Source organism: Chryseobacterium sp. PTM-20240506, assembly GCF_048296755.1.
GTDB lineage: Bacteria > Bacteroidota > Bacteroidia > Flavobacteriales > Weeksellaceae > Chryseobacterium > Chryseobacterium proteolyticum.
In genome coordinates this window covers 2,865,919-2,884,297 of record NZ_CP182581.1, presented here as the reverse complement: position 1 = coordinate 2,884,297, position 18,379 = coordinate 2,865,919, and the positions used below count along the sequence as shown (strand labels likewise).

Genomic DNA, 18,379 nt, shown 5'->3' with positions numbered 1-18,379 from the left:
CTTAAATCTCTGCCTTTATATTTATAAAGAAGAAAATTCTGTGAATTCATATTCTGCAGAGCAGGTTAAAAGTTGTCTGAGGACTGCTGCATGTCCGTTTCCTATGATTACTAGAATTCTGTCGTCACTCTGATGCGGAATATTCTGTATATTACGGAATATTCTCAGATTCCTGCTATACCAGTTCATGGCAAGTACATCAGCTCCGTCATAATCCCTTAATTTAAAATCTCCACTCAGATAAGCGCCATATCCATATTCGTGATATTCTTTGCTGTTAAGATATTGGAAGGTGTTCATAAGTGAGCTAAAGTTTTTTGCTTCTGAATGATTATAGAAATCAGTAAAGTTTTGAGAAATAGGGTCGTCACTTTTATAATCATATCCCTCTGTAAGTTTCTTAAAATACAGTGAGTCAGTCTTTCCAAACTTTTCCATAAGGTCTTCTAATACGGAAGAGGCGTCTACACTGAATAGTTCATTGATCTTCAGTTCATTGGCAATTCTCATGGCAAGCTGGTATCGTTCGTCTCTTTTATCATGGTGTTTTCCTTCATTATACTCTTTGAGTTTTTGATTGGCGTTCCATTCGGGTGAAGCTTCAATAGCAATCTTTGTTGGCCTGAACTTCTTAATATAATTTACCAGATCGATAACCTCTTTGGATGTTTTAGGAGATAGTACATCGATCTGGTCCTGTTTTTTGATTTTGTGGGCATCCAGATTAGGATAATCAAAATGGAATGAACCAACTACTAATACTTTTGTTTTGGGGGAAGGGAAGAAATCTGATGGTTTTTTTTGGGCCTGAACAAAGCAGGAAAATAATAGAAGAGTGTAAAGAAGTGTTTTCATGATATTTTATTACTATTATTAAAACAACTTATTATATAGATTTATTACATATTCCTATAAAAATTGAAGGTTATCATATAAAGTATACATATAGATAATAAAAAAACATCCCGACCGGGATGTTTTTTTATTATCGGGGCATAAATAAATTTATGCCTCTTGCTGTTTAATAAGATTCAATGCTGAACCAGCTTTGAACCAGTCGATTTGTTGATCATTATAGGTGTGGTTAGCCATAATAATATCCTTGGTTCCGTCAGCATGTACAAATTCCAGTGTTAATTGTTTTCCGGGAGCAAACTGATCTAAATCTAAGAAGTTAACATTGTCGTCTTCCTGGATTTTATCATAATCTGCCTCATTAGCGAAAGTTAATCCCAGCATCCCTTGTTTTTTAAGGTTGGTTTCGTGGATTCTTGCAAATGATTTTACCAATACTGCTTTTACACCAAGATGTCTCGGCTCCATTGCTGCGTGTTCTCTTGATGATCCTTCACCATAATTCTGGTCACCCACAACGATGGTAGGAATACCTGCCGCTTTATAAGCTCTTTGAACAGCCGGAACTTCCCCGTATTCACCCGTTAATTCGTTTTTAACATGGTTTGTTTCCATATTATAAGCATTTACTGCTCCGATTAACATGTTATTGGAAATATTATCAAGGTGTCCTCTATATTTTAACCATGGTCCAGCCATAGAAATGTGGTCGGTTGTACATTTTCCAAAAGCCTTGATTAAAACTTTAGCTCCTGTAATATTTTTACCATCCCATGCAGGGAATTCTTCTAATAACTGAAGTCTGTCTGATGTAGGGCTTACTTTTACTACCACTGAAGAACCATCTTCAGATGGAGCCTGATACCCATTGTCATCTACAGCAAACCCTTTTGCCGGTAGCTCAGATCCTTTCGGTTCGTCTAGTTTAACCTGATCTCCATTTTCTGCAGTAAGCGTATCGGTAATAGGATTAAAGTCCAGTCTTCCTGAAATTGCTACAGCAGCTACCATTTCCGGTGAAGCTACGAAAGCATGCGTATTCGGGTTACCGTCCGCTCTTTTTGCAAAGTTCCTGTTGAAAGAGTGAATAATAGAGTTTTTCTCTCCTTTATCAGCTCCCTCTCTGTCCCATTGCCCTATACAAGGTCCACAGGCATTTGTAAAGATTCTTGCGTTTTCAAATTTTCTGAATGAATTTAAGAAACCGTCTCTTTCTGCAGTGAATTTCACCTGCTCAGATCCCGGATTGATACCCAAAATAGCTTTAGGTTTTACTCCTTTTGCTACAGCATCTTCAACAATAGAAGCAGCTCTTGACAAATCCTCATAAGACGAATTGGTACAAGAACCGATCAGTGCCCATTCAACCTCTAAAGGCCATCCGTTAGCTTCTGCCTTTGCTCTGAACTCAGAAACAGGAGTTGCTAAATCTGGAGTAAATGGTCCGTTTAAGTGCGGAGCCAGCTCAGAAAGATTGATTTCAATTACCTGATCAAAATATTGTTCAGGATTTGCATATACTTCGGCGTCACCAGTAAGGTGTTCAGCAATTTTATCAGCAGCATCCACAACATCCTGTCTTCCTGTAGCAGCCAGATATCTTCTCATGGAGTCATCATACCCGAAAGTAGAAGTGGTAGCTCCAATTTCAGCTCCCATATTACAGATGGTTCCTTTACCTGTTGCAGAAAGAGATTCTGCTCCTTCTCCGAAATATTCCACGATGCATCCGGTTCCTCCTTTTACAGTAAGAATTCCTGCTACTTTTAAGATCACATCTTTTGCAGAAGTCCAGCCACTCATTTTACCGGTTAATTTTACACCGATTAACTTAGGCATTTTAAGCTCCCATGCCATTCCTGCCATTACGTCTACAGCATCAGCACCACCTACTCCGATGGCTACCATCCCAAGTCCTCCTGCATTTACCGTATGCGAATCAGTACCAATCATCATACCGCCAGGGAAGGCGTAATTTTCCAGTACTACCTGGTGGATAATACCGGCTCCAGGTTTCCAGAAACCGATTCCATATTTATCACAAACAGAACTCAAAAAGTTGAAAACTTCAGAGTTTTTATTAATACCTTCCTGTAAATCTGCTTCTGCACCTACTCTGGCCTGGATCAGGTGATCCGCATGGGCAGTAGAGGGAACGGCAACTTTGGCTTTGCCGGCTTGCATGAACTGTAAAAGTGCCATTTGTGCTGTTGCATCCTGCATAGCTACTCTATCTGGAGCAAAATCTACGTAAGAGCTTCCTCTTTCATGTGCTGTAGTTGCATTTCCTTCCCAAAGGTGGGTGTATAAGATTTTTTCAGAAAGTGTAAGAGGTTTTCCAACGATTTGTCTTGCCGCAGCAATTCTTTCAGGGTAACGCTCGTACACCTTTTTGATCATATCAATGTCGAAAGTCATATCTATTTTAATTTTTCTTTTTCAATTTTTTTTCCGGATTTAATTTAAAAATAAGAAGCGGAAATTCTTCGATTGCAAATCATCAAATACTATTCCTACCTTCCAAAAATGGCATAAATAAGATGAATCATTACTATTTTTAATACCTATCAAGTTAAGGAAAAAATAAATTTTGAGCTGTTGACCTAGGTTAAAATAATTCTATTCACTCTTAAATGGAAAGATTCTAAATAAAAAAGAAAGGTTTCAATCCAATAGATTGAAACCTTTCTTAAATTATTATATAAAAGAGTCTTTCGACTTATTATTTCAAGCTCTTAATGACCAACCTGAACAAGTTCTTTAATAGGTGGAGCAAATTTAGTAAGGTCAATACCTTCAACTGCTGCTTTATATTCATCTATATTAGGAATTCTTCCAATGATAGAAGATAGAACGACAACAGGTGTTGATGCAAGCAGAGATTCTCCTTTTTTACGTTCTGAATCTTCAACTACTCTTCCCTGAAAAAGACGGGTAGAAGTTGCCAGTACAGTATCTCCTTTAGCTGCTTTTTCCTGATTACCCATGCAAAGGTTACATCCCGGACGTTCAAGGTACATTACGTTTTTATATTCTACACGGGCTTCTCCCTTAGGAGCATTATCATCAAATTCGAAGGCAGAATATTTTTCCAGTAGTTCCCAATCCCCTTCAGCTTTAAGTTCATCAATTATGTTATAAGTGGGAGCAGCTACTACAAGAGGAGCATTAAATTCTACTTTACCTTGCTGTTTTTCAAGGTTTCTTAGCATTTGGGAAACAATTTTTAAATCTCCTTTATGAACCATACATGATCCTACAAATCCAAGATCTACCTTTTTCTCTCCTCCGTAATAAGAAAGAGCTCTGATGGTATCATGTGTATATCTTTTGGAAACGTCTTCATTGTTTACGTCAGGGTCAGCGATCATCGGCTCTACAATAACATCAAGATCTACAACAACTTCAGCGTAATATTTAGCATTCGCATCAGGAGTTAAAGCCGGTTTTTCCCCGGATCTGATCTCTGCAATTCTTTTGTTTGCTTTATTGATCAATCCCTGAAGAACCTGATTTTTATTATCCATTCCTTTATCGATCATAATCTGGATTCTGCTTTTTGCGATTTCCAATGATTCGATCAGGGTATTGTCTTCAGAAATGTTGATGGATGCTTTTGCTTTCATTTCAGCAGTCCAGTCTGTAAAGGTAAATGCTTGATCAGCAGGAAGAGTTCCGATGTGGACTTCAATAATTCTACCCTGGAACACATTTTCTCCACCGAATTGTTTCAGCATCTGAGCTTGTGTTGCATGAACCACATCACGGAAATCCATGTGTTCTTTCATGTTTCCTTTAAAGGTAACTTTTACAGATTCAGGAATCGGCATAGATGCTTCACCTGTGGCTAAGGCAAGGGCTACTGTTCCAGAGTCAGCCCCGAAAGCAACACCTTTAGACATTCTCGTGTGAGAATCACCACCGATGATAATTGCCCATTCGTCTACCGTGATATCATTAAGAACTTTATGAATTACATCGGTCATTGCATGATATTCACCTTTAGGATCACGGGCTGTAATCAATCCGAACTCGTTCATGAACTTCATAAGTTTAGGAATGTTTGCCTGAGCTTTTTTATCCCATACTGAAGCGGTATGACATCCTGATTGATATGCACCATCTACTACCGGAGAGATCACTGTAGCCGCCATCGACTCAAGTTCCTGAGAAGTCATAAGACCTGTTGTATCTTGTGATCCAACGATATTTACCTGTACACGAACATCAGAACCTGCATGTAATACTTTACCTGGTGTTGTTCCAACAGCATTTCTGTTGAATATTTTTTCTACTGCCGTAAGGCCTTGCCCTTCATGGGAAATTTCTTTTGAAGGAGCAAAAACAAGAGGAGTTTCTATTCCTAAAAGTTGTGCAGCGAATGTTTGAAGTTTTTTACCAAAAACAATGGCATATGAGCCTCCGGCTTTAATAAACTCCATTTTCTGAGGTGTGAGAGCCTTCGAAATATCAATAAGCTCCTGATCACCTTTATATAATTTTTTCTCTTTAATGTTGATTGTAAGTACAGTTCCTGTAGCTACAGAATAGGCTTCCTCAAGGATTGGCTCACCATTTTCATTACGAAGAGGATTGCCATTTTCATCCAGTTTTTTCACCCAGTTTTTAAGGTCGATACCTATACCTCCTGTAACATCTACGGTTGTAAGGAATATGGGAGAAATACCATTTGTACCTCCAACGATCGGGGCAATATTTACAAACGGTACATATGGACTTGCCTGCTTACCTGTCCATAAAGCCACATTATTTACTCCGGACATTCTTGAAGAACCTACACCCATAGTACCTTTTTCTGCAATAAGCATTACGCTTTTGTCAGGATGCTGTGCCTGCAGAGCTTTGATTTCTTCCTGTGCCTGAGGCGTGATCATACACTTACCATGAAGCTCACGGTCAGATCTGGAGTGAGCCTGGTTACCCGGAGAAAGTAAGTCTGTTGAGATGTCACCTTCACCGGCAATATAAGTAACAATCTTGATTTCGTCAGCAATCTCTGGTAATTTTGTGAAAAACTCAGCTTTTGCATAGCTTTCAACAATTTCCTGTGCGATTTCATTACCATTATTGAATGCTTCTTTCAGACGGTTGGTATCTGCGTCATATAGGAAAACCTGTGTTTTAAGAACGTTTGCTGCTTCTTTTGCGATAGAAATATCATTTCCTAAAGCAAGATCAAGGAGTACTTCAATCGAAGGTCCACCTTTCATGTGAGATAGAAGCTCAAAAGCAAATGCAGGTGATATCTCCTCTACCACAGATTCGCCCAGAATGATTTCTTTTAAAAATTTTGCTTTAACACCTGCTGCACTGGTCGTTCCCGGAAGGGTATTGTAGATGAAAAACTTAAGAGAATCTGCTCGGTCTGCATTAGCCGGGTCTTTAATTTGTGCGATGATTTCGCTTAGCAATTCTGCACCATCAATCGGCTTTGGATGAAGCCCCTGGTTTTTTCTTTCCTCAATCTCTTTGATGTAATCCTTATAATTATTCATATAGAAGTCTTTTCGATATTAATTAAAGGTAGATTGATAACGCCACTTTTCCTTACCAGTCAGAATTAAACCATAATATGCCGTTTTTGAGCTTTGCATTTTGATATGTAACACGGACCAGTTAAAATAAGTACAATCTACATTGCTTTTATAAAATGAAAGATAATGTTTCATGCCAAAGCTAAGTATAAAGGACCTTATCGAAAAGTGTAAATGGCTTACCTGTAGTCTGTCTTGCCGCAAAAACTCTCTTTGTAACGTTGGAAAACTTTCTGATCATGTCAATATCAAATCTTGTATTCCAAAGACGTTTTAAAATTATCAAACATTTAAAAATGCTCCCAAAAGTACGAATTTTTAATATTTTATAAGGATGAAATTATTTAGATTCTTTATAAATATGATTTTTATATTTTCTATTTTGGCTGTACTTTTGCAAAAAATAAATGATGAAAGTGAAAAATGTAATGGGTCTGCTATCCCTTTTTATTTCGATTTTTGTTTTTTCACAGGCTAAATCTGTGAAAAAATATCCGGTTAAAAAAGTTTCCAAAGCGGTTGTTAAAAAAGCATCCGAACCAAAAATCAATCCCGATCTGGTTGTTATTAATGACGAGATTCCTGTTCTGATTCCACAAAAGAAGGATGGCAAATTCGGTTATGTCAACCAAAAAGGAAAATTCATTATTCAGCCTGAATACCATATAGCTGTTTTTTTTGCTGAAGACTGTAATTTACTGTATTCCCCTAATGAAAAGGTCAGAAAATTCGGAACAAAAGAATATGCTACAGTTGAAAAAGATCTGATTTCTTATAGAATAGATCAGACCGGAAAAAGAGTATATCAGTACAAAAATTCCGATCTGGGACAATGTAAGATGGAATTTAAACAGCAACAATATCAGGCCTATATTTTAAATGGCTTTTACGGAATTATTGAACCTTCAAAATTTATGAATGCTGCTGATTACAGAGAATATCAGATCTATCCTCAATATGAATATCTGCATATCATGGAAGGAGATGATGTTTCTGATCCTATGATCGTCGCTTCTCATAATGACCGCTTTGGAGTAATTGATGTTCATAATAAAATTGTGATCCCTTTTGAGTATTCCAATATTAAAAGAAATTTCAGTTGGAAATTGGGAAAGATGTTTGAAGTAACAAAAGATGGAACAAACTATTATTATATAGATTCGAAGAATAAAGCGTACTAAGCAATGTGAGCCCCGGGTATCCACATGCCTCTCCCATCTCATATATTTTTTGTAATTTCGCGGCTGAAATAAAGGGGTGCTTTTACAGGCTGAGATTATACCCACTGAACCTGGAACAGGTAATGCTGTTTAGGGACGCTCCGGCTTTTGCCGGAATTGTATAATATCTTATTGATCCCCTTTTATTCATTAAATTTTAAAATTTATAGAATGAAAGGATTATTTTTTTTAGGGCTTACTGCCAGTTCAATGGCTTTCTCCCAAACCCAAAATACAGATTCCTTAAAAATCAAGGAAATTGAAGCGGTTAATTTTACCAGGAGACTTCCCGTTGCAAAGGAGATCATTAATGTACAAAGAGACCTGGACAGCAGGAACCTCGGACAGGATCTTCCCATACTTTTAAAAAATCAGACTTCTGTAATTTCCACTTCAGATGCCGGAAACGGGGTGGGATATACTGGTTTTAGAATTCGTGGAGTTGCTGGAAGGGGAATAAATGTTATGATGAATGGAGTTCCGTTTAACGATTCGGAGAGCCAGGGTACTTTTTTTGTGAATGTCCCGGATTTGACAAGCTCGGCATCACAGATTGTGATTCAGAGAGGAGTAGGAACTTCCAATAATGGGGTTTCGGCTTTCGGTGCGAGTATCAATGTTATATCCAAAGATCCGGAAGATAAGTTTTATGTAAAAACAGATGACAGTTACGGGTCTTTTAATACCTATAAATATTCTGCTGAGGTAGGTTCCGGAAAGTTTTGGAATAATCGTCTGTCATTGATGGGTAGGTATACCCACATCAGTTCTGACGGATATATTGACAGGGCTTCATCAAGATTAGATTCTTATAATTTCACTGCCTTATTTGAAGAAGGAAAAACAAGGGTTCGTCTGATGGCTTTTGGAGGGAAGGAGAAAACATATCAGGCCTGGAACGGGATAGACAGGAAAACATGGGAGACAGATCCGAAGTTTAATTATTCAGGTGCAATTTATGGCGCTGATGGGAATATCACAGGTTTTTACAATAATGAAACTGATAACTACAGGCAAAATCATTATCAGTTATTATGGGAACAGGGGTTTAATGATCATTGGAATTTAGAGACAACTTTGCATTATACCAAAGGAAAAGGGTATTATGAAAATTATAAGCAGGGAGATCCGTTTTCAAGGTATAATTTACCCAATATCATAGAAGGAGGGCAGACCATAGAAACATCAGATTTTATCAGAAAGAAATGGCTGAACAATGATTTTTACGGAATTGTTTCAACCCTTTACGGAAAATACGAAAACCTGGATCTTAATTTCGGTGCCGTGGCAAATCAGTACTATGGAAGACATTATGGGAATGTGACGGGTGTGTTCTTTCCTATTGATGAGCATGAGTATTACAGAGGGCGTTCGGTAAAAAATGAGGTGGCAGGATTTGCAAAAGCTTTGTTTAGGGTCAATGATTTTGAGTTCTTTGGAGATTTGCAGCTTAGAAATATTGACTACGATACAAAGATTTTATTGGAAGGTGATGATGAAGGTGCTAATATCAAGAAAAACTGGTTGTTCTTCAATCCGAAAGCAGGGATAAACTACAGAATAGGAAATGGTAAAATATTTTTATCCTATGCACATGCTCAACGGGAACCGAACCGGGACGATCTTATTGCCAATAATGAAGTAAAAGCTGAAAAGCTTCATGATTTCGAAGCAGGGTTTGAAAAACAGCTTGGTATTATTTCATTGACGGCTAATTTGTATTATATGTATTATGTAAATCAGCTGGTGCTTAACGGAGAACTGAATAATGTTGGAGCTTTTATCCGTACAAATTCGGGTGAAAGCTATAGGAGAGGTATCGAGATAGGGGCAGTCGCAAAAGTTTCAAAGCAATGGGAGATTTCAGGGAATGTTAGTTTAAGTCAAAACAGGAACCAGGACTTTAAAATAGAAAATAAAGCGGTTGTTAAAGAATTGGGAAATACACAGATCTCGTTCTCTCCAGATGTTGTTGCTAATCTGGGATTAAAATTTAATCCTGATAAAAATTTCCAGTTTTCATTGATGAATCAATATGTCGGAAAACAATATCTTGATAACACTGAAGATCCGAATTTACAGCTTAAGGATTACTTTCTTACCGATTTTAATGCACAATATCAGCTCAGGATTGCCAACAATGATATTGCTTTAAAGCTTTTGGTTAATAATATTTTCAATAAAAAATATGTCAATAACGGTGCTGTGTATGGCGGTGAGCCGTATTATTTTTCACAAGCGGGAATTAATTTTATGTTTGGAATAAGTTGGAAAATACAATAAGAATAATGTAAAAATAGTTGCTGTTTTTTTTGAAATATGCAAAAAAGATATCTAAACTTGGAAATTATACATGATAAGGCTGCTCAGGCAGTCTTTTTTTATCCAAATAAATGTCATAAAAAGTCCTGAAAAAGTTATAAATTTGCTGCCAGATGAATATTTCAGCTTACATTCTAGAATATCTGAAACAATTTGGTTCTGTTACAGTTCCAGCGTTTGGCGTGTTTTCTCTGGAGAACTCAAAAGCGATTATTAATTCTGAAAACGGAAGTATACTTCCTCCCTCCAGTCAGATAGCCTTTGCATCAGATTATGAGGTGGAATCAGAAGAACTGGTATCCTTTATAAGTAGTCAAAAACAAATTTCAATTGAGTCTGCACAGAATGAATTGCAAATTCAGACTGATTTCTGGAAGAAAAAACTCCAGGCGGATCAGATTTTGGAAATTCAGAATCTGGGAACAATTTTTATTGAAGATGGTGAGCCCCATTTCAAAGGAAAAAGACTGGAGTCCAACCATCCTGAATATTATGGCCTGGAAGAGATCAGGCTTTCGGATATTAATAGTGCACAGAAGCCTTTGGTTTCAGAAAATAAAGAGAGCGATTATAAATTTAATAAATCCATTCTTTGGATCTTTCTGTTCATTATTCCTGTTTTAGGAATTTTGTATGTAGCATTCTCACAGCAGGAACTATTGTTTGGGAAAAAATCATTCGATAGTGTTTCTGTACAGACAAAAACAAGAAGAATAGTAAAAGACACGGTAAAGATTAAAAAAGATTCTGTTCAGATGAAAACTTTAGATTCCCTGAAAAAAGATTCTTTACCAAAGCAGATTGAAAAAGGAGCAAACCTTAAAAACACTCAAAACAACACTAAGGCAACATGGCAAAAAAAATAAAAAAGGCGTCGGAATCCCTGACGATTATGACTAATATTGTTCTTCCCAATGAAACAAATTCTTTAAGAAACCTTTTTGGTGGAGAGCTTTTGGCAAAAATGGATCGGTGTGCCTCAATTTCGGCTGCAAGACATTGTGAAAGAAGAGTAGTGACAGCATCCGTAAACCATGTTTCTTTCAATCATCCTATTCCTGAAGGTGGAGTAGTTGTTCTGGAATCAAAAGTTTCAAGGGCATTTTCTACTTCCATGGAGGTGTATGTTGATGTTTGGTTGGATGATCCCATCAATCAAAAGAAAATGCATACCAATGCAGGTATTTATACGTTTGTTGCAGTGGATGAATTTAATCGTCCGATTCCTATTCCTGAAATGATTCCTGAAACAGAAGAAGAAAAAGAAAGGTTTGCTGCTGCTTTTCGTAGAAAAGAACTTTCATTGATTCTTTCCGGTAGAATGAAACCTCTGGAATCGGTGGAGCTTAAAAAGCTTTTCCAGGAACCGAAATAAATACGAGTAAACAAGTGGTTGGTACAAACTTGACCACTGATTTTTGCCAACATATGATCAAAAATTATGAAAGCAGGTATTTCTGAGAATGAAATATTCGGAATTGCATACACAGTGATTCTAATTGGTGTTATTGGTTAATAAAATTTGTGTCATCAGTGTTTAAATATTATGAAAATCCTTCTTTTAGATAAAAATCATCCCCTTATCACGGAGCAGCTTCTCGCAAAAAATTTTATCCTGGAAGAAGACTTTACGTCTTCTTATGATGAGGTTTGTAAAAAAATTCATCATTATGACGGTGTGATTATAAGAAGCAGGATTCCTTTGGATAAGCACTTCCTTGAAAAAGGGAAAAAGCTGAAGTTCATTGCAAGAGTAGGAGCAGGAATGGAGAATATTGATATTCCCGCCGCTGAAAAGTTGGAAATTCAGCTGATTAACTCCCCGGAAGGAAACAGGGACTCCGTGGCAGAGCATGTTGTAGGAATGTTGCTGATTCTTATGAATCGCCTGTTTATAGCTTCCCAGGAAGTGAAAAACGGAATTTGGCTGCGCGAAGAAAACAGAGGTGACGAATTGCTAGGAAAAACTGTTGGGCTGATTGGTTATGGAAATATGGGGAAGGCGACTGCTAAAAGACTTTCCGGTTTTGGCTGTACTGTGATTTTCCATGATATTTTACCCGGTCTTTCTGATGAATACGCTACACAGGTTTCTTTAAAAGACCTGAAGGAAAGGGCTGAAGTTTTAAGCTTACATATTCCCTTGACCGACGAATCTTATTATCTGATCGATGGACCGTTCATTTCCGATATGAAAAATGATTTCTATTTTATAAATACGGCAAGAGGGAAAAATATAGAAACGAAAAGTTTAGTTGAGGCTTTAAAAGCTGGGAAAGTAAAAGGGGCATGTCTTGACGTATTAGAGTATGAGAAATCTTCTTTTGAAAACTTAGAGGCAGGGGAAAATGAAGACCTGCAATATCTGCTGGAATCAGAAAAAGTAATTGTAACACCGCATATAGCGGGATGGACGCATCAAAGCAAAGAAAAATTGGCCCAGGTTATTGTGGATAAGATTGTCGCTAGGTTCGCTGGTTAAGAGTAAAACAATAATAAAAAAGTGCTATCAATTGATAGCACTTTTTTATTATCAATATACTGTAAAAAGAATAAAACTGACAAATATCATAGGCTGTCATATGTCCATGGCTACACGATTTTTTACAGATTTTTCACAAAGGCTTTTCAAATAGCTGTATAATTAGTGACCTCCTTGAAAAAAATAACTACATTAGTGAATGTTAATTTAAGTTTCTGATAATCAGCTATTTGAATATAAATAATTTATTTTTATTATGCTATTCTAACTTAAATTATTAATTGAATTGAGTCATTTTGTTTAATAATTACAGCGAATTAACCAAAATACAGATTATGAAAAAGTTATTTTTACCGATGGTATTAGTCTTATTTTCTTTCAACTTTTGCACTGTTGAGAGTAATGATACCATATCAAATCAAGAAACAAGTGCGATACAATCGAATTATCAGGGAAAGTGGATTGTTAAAGAGTATTCGATACCAAGGCTGGGAGAACAATTTTTACCAGCTGATGGTAAGGGCTGGTATATTCAGTTTAATGAAGATCAGACATTTTCAACTTCTGCACCTAATGGAACATTTTCCGGAACTTACGAATTTAGAGATGGCGCCTTTCACTGTACGACAAGTGAAGGAGTTGTGTCTAAATTAGTTATTAAAGGGACAGATGGAAATAAAGTGATCATAGATAATCTTTCTGGTACAGGAGTTAAATTCTGTACTTTTAAGGTGCTGAAAGAATAATAAGATTGTTAAGGGCTACTCATTTTTCAGTGATATTGCCCGTGATAAAAATATCAAAGAACACAAACTATTTACTTTAAAAATGGCTCAATTAAGAATAAACTGTGTAATGCAGTTTATTTTTTTTAACGATACTGTTAAATAATTCATAATTCGTATTGAGGAGTCAATATTTATTTTGAGTTTTATTAAATTGCCGCTCATTTTTGATACTCATGAAGAAGCATAATTTTGTCCTTTTTTTAGCTGCTTTTGCATTTTTGTTTTCCTGTAAGAATAAATCCGAAACTAAAGAAGCTGTAGCAGAAAATACTACTAACCTACCCAACTACGGAAATGTGGACCTGAGCAAGGTTTTTACAAAAGCAGATGATCAATTGCCTAATAAAGCTTCTCTGGTACAATATATTGATCAGTATTATAAAAAAGTATGGGATGCCGGTGACTTAAGTGGTGGAATACTTGTTGCTAAAGGAGATGACATTCTATATGAAAATTACAGAGGTTTTGGAAGAGAAGGAAATCAAATGCCTATTGATAAAAATACACCTCTTCATGTTGCTTCTGTTTCAAAGACGATGACGGCGATGGCGATGATGAAGTTAATTGAGGCAGGAAAAATAAAATTGTCTGATCATTTAACACAATATTTCCCGGGATTTCCTTATCCGAATGTAACCGTTCAGAACTTGTTATCACAGAGAAGCGGTTTACCCAAATACGAATATTTTATTACTAAAATTCAACCGGCTCCCGTTGAGCTTTCCAAAACATTCATGACCAATCAGGATGTATTGAATATGATCATCAAATATAAACCTGAACTGGCAAGAGACACAGATACTGGTTTTATGTATTGCAATACAAATTTTGCTTTATTGGCATTGCTGATTGAGAAGATTACAAAAACTCCGTTTCCTCAGGCCATGAAGGAAATGGTATTTGATCCTCTTAAAATGAAAAATACCTATATCTTCCAGGAGAAAGATATACCTACCGCTGCACAGTCTTTTTATTACGGACGAGGTAAGCTATATCCTTTGGACAGACTTGACCTTATTTACGGAGACAAGAATGTATATACTACTCCAAGGGATCTTTTTAATTTTTCAAAAGCAATGTTTTCCAAGGATTTCTTAAAGCCGGAACTTATGCAGATGGTTTTTACACCTTACAGTAATGAAAAAGCCGGAATGAATAATTACGGATTAGGTTTCCGGATGAAGATTTTTGATAACGGAGAGAAGCTTACCTATCACAACGGATGGTGGCATGGAACGAATTCTGTTTTTGCCCATTTGTTAAATTCAAAGGTGACCATTGTTGCCATTGGAAACAAATATTCAAACAGGGTGTATACAGCATTGGCATTATCCGGATTATTTGAAGATTTTCCTGCGCAAAAAGATAAGCTGCATAGTGTCATGAACGATAATCAGGATTCTTTAAAAAATGGACATGAAGTTTTTGGAGAATAATGTTTACTTTTGCTTAAACATATTCATGAAAAGACTTTTTCTACTATTCATTATTGGTTTTCTTGTACAGTCCTGTGCAAGAGTAGGTTCTCCGGTAGGAGGTCCTAAAGATACGCTGGCTCCAAAGTTTTTAAGCTCAAATATAGATACAACCAGAGTCAATGTTCGAAGAGATGTTAAAGAACTTCGTATCGATTTTGATGAATATGTAACGCTGAAAGATATCAACAAAAATTTAATTATCTCTCCGCCTATTAAAAAAATCAAGCGGATCTTACCTTCGAATATTGCCAATAAATATCTTTTGATCCAGTGGGAAGATACCTTACAGGCCAATACCACTTATAATTTTAATTTTGGAAATTCTATAGTAGATAATAATGAGTCTAACACACTTCGTTATTTCAACTTTGCTTTTTCTACGGGTGAGAAACTGGATGATCTTTATATCAGTGGTGATGTAAGAGATGCAATATCCTTTAAAAAGGAAACAAGCACAGAAAATAAAATGGTTGTAGGTTTGTACAAGGTTCAGGATACCATGAATTATAAACAAAAACCTTACTATATCACAAAGGTAGATGACGATGGCTATTATGAGCTTAATTATTTGTCGCCGGGGAAATACAAGATCATTGCCTTTGAAGATGAAAATGGTAATTCCATGTATGATCCCGGAAAAGAAAAAGTAGGATTCCAGAAAGAGCCTATCGACTTTGAAAAATCCATTTCGGGATTGAACTTAAAGGTATATCCATCGAGAAAACCATTGAAGTATGTAGAGATGAAGGAAACACCGGGAGGTATCACGATGACGTTTGAAGGAAAGCCGGATAATGTACAGGTTCTTTCTATTAACGATAAGCTTCAGGATATAAAAGTAACCCACAGACCTAAATCGGATTCTGTTAAGATATGGTTTGACGCGGTGAAAAGCAATGTAGGACAGACGACTACTGAAAATTTGAAGTTTAGTTATGATGCTGATAATAAAAAGGATACGGTTTCTGTCTTTTATAAATACAATGCGAAAAACGGAATGACCCTTGACAACAATGACGGATCTCTTTTACCTCCTAAAACAGATTTCAGGATTACTTCCAATTACATCATTGATAAAATAAATACGGATAAATGGGTATTGAAAAGTGATAGTTTAACAACACAGAACTTCACGGCAAAAATTTCCGAAACCAATCCGTATCAGATCCTGATTCAATCCGATTTTGTTCCGGGAAAAAAATATCAGCTGGTTGTTCCTAAAACAACTGTTCTGTCATTCTATGATAAAAACCCAACATCAAAGCGGTTTGACTTTGAAGCAGACAAGGTAGAAAACTACGGCAGTCTTGCATTCAAGCTCCAAAATGCCCCCGCTTCGAATTATTGGCTTCAGCTATTGGATACATCTGAAAAAGTGGTTTACCAGAAATATACAAAGGGGGACGCTGTTAAATTCGATATTCTGAAACCCGGAGATTATGTTGTGAGGATTCTGGTTGACAACAATGATAATAAATATTGGGATGAAGCAGACTTTCAAAACGACGTGTTTGCGGAAGACTCTTATATTTTCTATAAAGCTGTTGTTGTAAGACCTTTATGGGACAGCAATGAAGATTGGGATTTAAAGGATACAAGAGTGCTGGATACAAAAGGATTAAATATTCCTAAACCGGTTGTTGAAAAGCCTGTTGAAAAGGATAATCCTGCACTTAAGTCCGGTAATTCCGTATTGCAACCTGTGAGATAGAGAACGTATGAAAACGATAAAGAAGATTGTATTCTGGAGCCTGGTTGTTTTTGCACTCATTCAGTTTATCCCTATAGACAGGACCAATATGCCCGTTGATCATAAGGTAAATTTTGTAGATGCAAAACAAACACCCGAAAAGATCACTAAACTTATAAAAGGAGCTTGCTATGACTGTCATTCCAACGAAACGGTATATCCTAAGTATTCTTATATAGCGCCTATATCATGGTCTATAAAAAGCCATGTTAATGATGGAAGAGAGCATCTGAACTTTTCGATCTGGCAAACTTACAATTCAGATTTGAAGATAAGTATGCTTAACAGTATTATTCCAACACTTCAAAGCAGGACAATGCCGATGCCCGGATATATTGTGTATCATAAGGAGGCTAATTTATCTGAAGCAGAGCGAAAACTGCTGATCAATTATTTCGAGGAAATGCTGAAATCCAAAACTTACTGATACGCTGGTTTGTAGCGTCGTAAAATAATAATAGCAGAGCTTTGGCCCTGCTATCAATATTTTAAATTGTGTAATTATAGATTGTTTAAATATTGCTTAAAAAATATTTTCTGAGAATCAAAAGCAATATCCTCCAGTTTAATATCTTTTAGTGGAATCCACTGTGCTTCCGATATTTCGGATAATTCAATGTTAACTTCGAATTTTTTATCCACGCGGTATTCATAAAATAAATCGATCGTATTGTAGTCGATCTCTTTATATTGATAGATATTAGGTAGGCTGGTAAGGTATTTTAAATTTGAAATATCGATATTCAGCTGTAGCTCTTCAAAAAGTTCTCTTTTACAGGTTTCTTCTGCACTTTCTTTCGGGTCAACAAAACCACCTGCTAGGTCCAGCTTTCCTTTCTTAGGATTCCGGTTTCTTCTTGTCAGGTAAATTTCATCACCATATCTTATAACAACGGCTACAGCTCCTGCTACATTGTTATATAACGTGAAATTGCATAGAGGGCAGCTCCATTTTTTTTCGCCATCCCAGTGTAGAGATTCTTTGCCACAGTTTGGACAATATTTCAATAATTTCATTAAGCAATATTAATATTTCGGGGATGGTAATTTAAAATGACATCCCGTAGTTCTTCGGTTTTTAAATGAGTATAAATTTCAGTTGTCGTAATGCTTGAATGACCAAGCATTTCCTGAATATATCTTAAGTCAGCTCCGTTTTGTAGTAAATGTGTAGCAAATGAATGTCTGAAGGTATGTGGGGATATTTTTTTACTTACACCGGCTTTATCCGTGAGTTCTTTAATAATAAGAAATACAATCACTCTGGACATGGAAGTTCCTCTGCTGTTCAGGAATAATGAATCTTCATATTTCTTGTTGATCTTGTTTTTAGAACGCACCTCTTTGATGTAACTGTTCAATAATTCAGCAGTGTAATCGGCCAAAGGAACGAAACGGGTTTTATTTCCCTTCCCGTTCACCTTAATGTAATTTTCTTTAAAATTAATGTTTGAAATTTTCAGATCAATAAGTTCTGATACCCGAAGTCCACAACCATAAAGTACTTCTACAATACACTGATTTCTTCTTCCCAGATCCGAGTTCACTTCAATGGCTCCGATAATCTTGTTGATATCCATAAGGCTTAGTGTATCGGGAAGGTATAATCCCAATTTAGGGCCTTCAAGCAATGCTGCCGGATTATCCTCACGGGCCTCATCCTCCAGAAGGAACTTGAAAAAAGCCTTGATAGAAGATATCCATCTGGCCTGCGACCGCTCACTGAATTTTTGTTTGGAAAGATTGAAGATATACTCCTGTAAATTATCGTATCCGATCACATCCGGTCCGATGTTGTCGAGGTCTTCCTCAGCGTACTCCTTTAATTTTTTAATGTCTCTAACATAAGCGTCTAGAGTGTTTTCTGAAAAATTTCTTTCGAAACGAAGAAAGATTTCAAAATCTTTAATTTTTTCATCCCAAGTCATT

Annotated in this window: 15 protein-coding genes; 9 read left to right on the top strand and 6 right to left on the bottom strand. The window is 36.5% G+C overall.

Annotation, left to right across the window (positions count from 1 at the left end):
* Nucleotides 1-21 precede the first annotated feature (21 nt).
* The 4 genes from ACNFU2_RS12730 to ACNFU2_RS12715 all read right to left on the bottom strand — a co-directional run bounded on the left by ACNFU2_RS12730 (nucleotide 22) and on the right by ACNFU2_RS12715 (nucleotide 6,696).
* Complete coding sequence (locus tag ACNFU2_RS12730; protein WP_273649988.1) at nucleotides 22-855, bottom strand: DUF5694 domain-containing protein; 834 nt, start codon at nucleotides 853-855, stop codon at nucleotides 22-24.
* 150 nt (nucleotides 856-1,005) lie between these two features.
* A complete protein-coding gene (locus ACNFU2_RS12725) occupies nucleotides 1,006-3,273 on the bottom strand; it encodes an aconitate hydratase (protein WP_418121947.1) in 2,268 nt (755 codons plus the stop codon).
* Nucleotides 3,274-3,590: 317 nt separating this feature from the next.
* Complete coding sequence (locus tag ACNFU2_RS12720) at nucleotides 3,591-6,371, bottom strand: bifunctional aconitate hydratase 2/2-methylisocitrate dehydratase (RefSeq protein WP_172281214.1); 2,781 nt, start codon at nucleotides 6,369-6,371, stop codon at nucleotides 3,591-3,593.
* A 181-nt stretch (nucleotides 6,372-6,552) separates the two neighbouring features.
* A complete protein-coding gene (locus ACNFU2_RS12715) occupies nucleotides 6,553-6,696 on the bottom strand; it encodes a hypothetical protein (RefSeq protein WP_172281212.1) in 144 nt (47 codons plus the stop codon).
* Nucleotides 6,697-6,817: 121 nt separating this feature from the next.
* Between ACNFU2_RS12715 and ACNFU2_RS12710 the strand changes: the two genes are divergently transcribed.
* The 9 genes from ACNFU2_RS12710 (at nucleotide 6,818) to ACNFU2_RS12670 (ending at nucleotide 16,877) form a co-directional block, all read left to right on the top strand.
* Complete coding sequence (locus ACNFU2_RS12710; RefSeq protein ID WP_172281210.1) at nucleotides 6,818-7,591, top strand: WG repeat-containing protein; 774 nt, start codon at nucleotides 6,818-6,820, stop codon at nucleotides 7,589-7,591.
* A gap of 210 nt (nucleotides 7,592-7,801) precedes the next feature.
* Complete coding sequence (locus ACNFU2_RS12705) at nucleotides 7,802-9,913, top strand: TonB-dependent receptor (protein WP_306612983.1); 2,112 nt, start codon at nucleotides 7,802-7,804, stop codon at nucleotides 9,911-9,913.
* Nucleotides 9,914-10,065: 152 nt separating this feature from the next.
* Nucleotides 10,066-10,818: a hypothetical protein gene (locus ACNFU2_RS12700; protein ID WP_273649981.1), complete on the top strand. Its 753-nt coding sequence runs from the start codon at nucleotides 10,066-10,068 to the stop codon at nucleotides 10,816-10,818.
* A complete protein-coding gene (locus tag ACNFU2_RS12695) occupies nucleotides 10,803-11,327 on the top strand; it encodes an acyl-CoA thioesterase (RefSeq protein WP_273649979.1) in 525 nt (174 codons plus the stop codon). Before ACNFU2_RS12700 ends, ACNFU2_RS12695 begins: the two co-directional genes overlap by 16 nt.
* Nucleotides 11,328-11,498: 171 nt before the next feature.
* Nucleotides 11,499-12,434, top strand: coding sequence for a 2-hydroxyacid dehydrogenase (locus tag ACNFU2_RS12690; RefSeq protein ID WP_273649977.1), 936 nt, complete (start codon nucleotides 11,499-11,501; stop codon nucleotides 12,432-12,434).
* A gap of 356 nt (nucleotides 12,435-12,790) precedes the next feature.
* The gene (locus tag ACNFU2_RS12685) at nucleotides 12,791-13,180 is read left to right on the top strand and encodes a hypothetical protein (protein ID WP_306612980.1); all 390 of its coding nucleotides are present in this window, start codon (nucleotides 12,791-12,793) and stop codon (nucleotides 13,178-13,180) included.
* Between the two features lie 215 nt (nucleotides 13,181-13,395).
* On the top strand, nucleotides 13,396-14,658 hold the full coding sequence (locus ACNFU2_RS12680; RefSeq protein WP_273649973.1) for a serine hydrolase domain-containing protein: 1,263 nt from the start codon (nucleotides 13,396-13,398) through the stop codon (nucleotides 14,656-14,658).
* A 25-nt stretch (nucleotides 14,659-14,683) separates the two neighbouring features.
* Nucleotides 14,684-16,411: an Ig-like domain-containing protein gene (locus ACNFU2_RS12675; protein ID WP_273649971.1), complete on the top strand. Its 1,728-nt coding sequence runs from the start codon at nucleotides 14,684-14,686 to the stop codon at nucleotides 16,409-16,411.
* A gap of 7 nt (nucleotides 16,412-16,418) precedes the next feature.
* Nucleotides 16,419-16,877, top strand: a complete 459-nt coding sequence (locus tag ACNFU2_RS12670; RefSeq protein ID WP_172281198.1) for a heme-binding domain-containing protein — start codon at nucleotides 16,419-16,421, stop codon at nucleotides 16,875-16,877.
* Between the two features lie 74 nt (nucleotides 16,878-16,951).
* On the opposite strand, the gene ACNFU2_RS12665 is transcribed toward ACNFU2_RS12670, so the two are convergent.
* Nucleotides 16,952-17,467, bottom strand: a complete 516-nt coding sequence (locus ACNFU2_RS12665; RefSeq protein WP_273649969.1) for an NUDIX hydrolase — start codon at nucleotides 17,465-17,467, stop codon at nucleotides 16,952-16,954.
* Nucleotides 17,467-18,378, bottom strand: coding sequence for a site-specific tyrosine recombinase XerD (gene xerD, locus ACNFU2_RS12660; protein ID WP_172281194.1), 912 nt, complete (start codon nucleotides 18,376-18,378; stop codon nucleotides 17,467-17,469). The genes ACNFU2_RS12665 and xerD overlap by 1 nt, the downstream gene beginning before the upstream one ends.
* Nucleotide 18,379 lies beyond the last annotated feature (1 nt).